Genomic DNA, 2,640 nt, shown 5'->3' on the forward strand with positions numbered 1-2,640 from the left:
TAATGGCTGATTTAGCTAGGGATGATGCGTCAAATTTTACCTTACCATGAGATAAGAGGTTGTTTGTTAGTTGGACTGTTGAGTTTGCTATGACAGCTGTTGTCATAGCTGATATTGCTAGACCTGTAGTTGAACTAGCTGCTGCTCCAAGTGCTCCAGCTACAGCGGTTCCAGCTCCTGCTGTTAGGAATGTAACGATGGCTGTTATTATTAGAGCTCCCATACCACTAAGAGTAGTTGTCTTATCTTCCCACTCTTTAGAGTTTAGGACTGCTTTTACTTGATTTATCGTCTCTTCATCTATTGGGGTATTTGAGTTTGATCTTAACTCTCTTATAACTCCCTCTTTAAATTCCTCTGAGTTTAAAGAGTCATTTATCGCTTTAAAGGTTGTGGCATCTAGTTTATTAGTTATATCCTTACCATTTAGTGTAAATTTATCTTTTACCTTAATGATAGCTGGGATCTCTACCTCTTCTATCTTACCCTTATTTTTTACAGTAGCTGTTAAAACTCCTGCATTATTGCTTAGAGTTGTATTTACAGATGTGCTCTTTGATGAGACTAAATTTAAAAGCTTTGTATTTACATCTACATTAGTAGCCTCTATGATAGAAGCTAGGGCGTTTATGGTATTTGAGTTTAGACTTATATCTTTTGCTGATAGTGTGCTTATGGCAAGATTATAGTTTGAGTTACTCTCTTCGCCATTTGACTTCATTAGATCGCCAAAGCCTGAGTCTTTAAATTTAGATGAGCTCTCTAAGCTATATGATGCTGGTAGTAAATTTATATTATCAGCTTTTATATCTAAGCTCTCATCTGCGCTGATATTTGAGCCTGAGAGTGTAGTATCTTGGTTTGAAGCTATGTTTATGTTTTTGGCGTTTAAATTTGAGCTAACAACCTCTTCATTTGTTGAGCTTGCTGACGCGCTTTGCTTACCAAGGATCTTTCTTGTTACAGATTCTGATTTGGTATTAGATATGCTATTTGTCGATGAAATTTCTACCGCTTCATTGGCCTTTAAATTTAAGTTCTCTTTAGCATCTACATTTGAAGCTACTATGTTTATATCTTTATTGGCATTGATATTTATATTTTTGCCAGCTTTTATATTAGAGCTCTTTGCTTCTTGGCTATTGCTTTCAAATTTGGTAGATGTTTTTCCTATTACAAATGTAGGTGTGCTAAGTGAGCTAAATTTATCTTTTGCTTCTTTTAGAGGGTTTAGCTTTCTTTTTAGATCAACAACGATATCTTTTAGCACTTCATTAGGCTTTAAGATACCTACCCTGCTACTCTTATGCTCCTCTTTATGGTAGCTTTCATCATTTGTGTTTGATATAGCTACAAGCTCTGCGTTTAAATTTATGTCACTACCAGAGTTTAGGTTTGCACCTTTTAGGCTAAGAGCACTTTTGGCATTTAAATTTATATCACTTCCTGAATCTATAGTGCTATAAACTGCCTTATTGCTGCCATTTGCAACAAGATCAAAGCTACTCTTATAAAAGGCATTTGGATTTAAAGATATTTTGCTCTTTTTAGAAGCATGAGAGCTAGCCTCTACATTGTAGCCATTTTCAAAGAGGATATTGTTGTTTGAGTTTAAATTTATATCTTTGTCTGATTTTAGCTTAGACGATACCAGATAGATATCATTAGCTGAGTTTAAATTTATATTATTGCCTGATTTTAGGCTAGTGCTTACAACCTCTGAGCTTACAGCGCTATCTATGGTTTGCTTTTTAGAAAGGAGCGATTTAGAACTATTTATAGCTGTTGCTTCGCTGCTGTTTGACTGCGCTGCTAGTATGATGTCGCTAGCTTTTAAATTTATGTCTTTTAGAGAGTTTAGATGTGATGATGAGACTACAAGAGTGTTTTTAGCATTTAAATTTATGTCGCTATTTGCGTTTAAATTTGCAGCACTTACTCTTTTTACACTCTCATCAAATTTCATACCTTTAGAGCTTGCGTGGTGAGTATAGCTAAACTCATCTGCTTTTATCTCTATATCATTGCCTGAGTTTAAATTTATATCTCCACTCGCATCTAAATTTGAGCCAGAGACTTTTATATCATTGCCAGCTTGTAAATTTATATCATTTGTGGTCTCTAGGTTAGAGACTTTGCTAAACTGAGATTTGCTTTGATCTAAGTTTATATTGCTCTTTGCGTTTATGTTTAAATTTTTAGAGTTTAGGTCAGAACTATCTATCTCTATATCATTAGCCGCGATGTTAGCATCGCCGCTAGTTGATAGCTCCGCGCCTTTTAGCTTTATCTTTTTATCAGCATTTAAATTTATGTTGTCAGCCACTACGCTGCCAGCTAGGCTTATGTTGCCTTTGGCGTCTAGGTCTATGTTGTTAGCCATTACTAGAGCTGAGGCTTTTGCGTTTTTATCTTTTGCTTCCTTTTTAAATTTACTTATGCTCTCGTTTCTAGCTTCATATAAGCCATCAAGGATATTTGCTATGTAAGCTGAGTTTATACTATCAAGGCTGTAGTAATACCCTTGGTTTTTCACCTTTCTATTTAGGTTTTTTATTATTGGGCTATTAAATATTGGCTCAGAGAATTTATCCAGATCAACATTTGCTAGCTTTATATCATCATTTAGTGCGTAGCTTG

Annotated in this window: 1 protein-coding gene; it reads right to left on the reverse strand. The window is 35.0% G+C overall.

The window, feature by feature from the left end:
- Positions 1-2,640 (reverse strand): hemagglutinin repeat-containing protein (locus tag F3G86_RS10440; protein WP_188116420.1); only part of this gene is annotated, 2,640 nt, incomplete at both ends.

It is taken from the genome of Campylobacter concisus, assembly GCF_902460595.1.
Lineage (GTDB): Bacteria > Campylobacterota > Campylobacteria > Campylobacterales > Campylobacteraceae > Campylobacter_A > Campylobacter_A concisus_BL.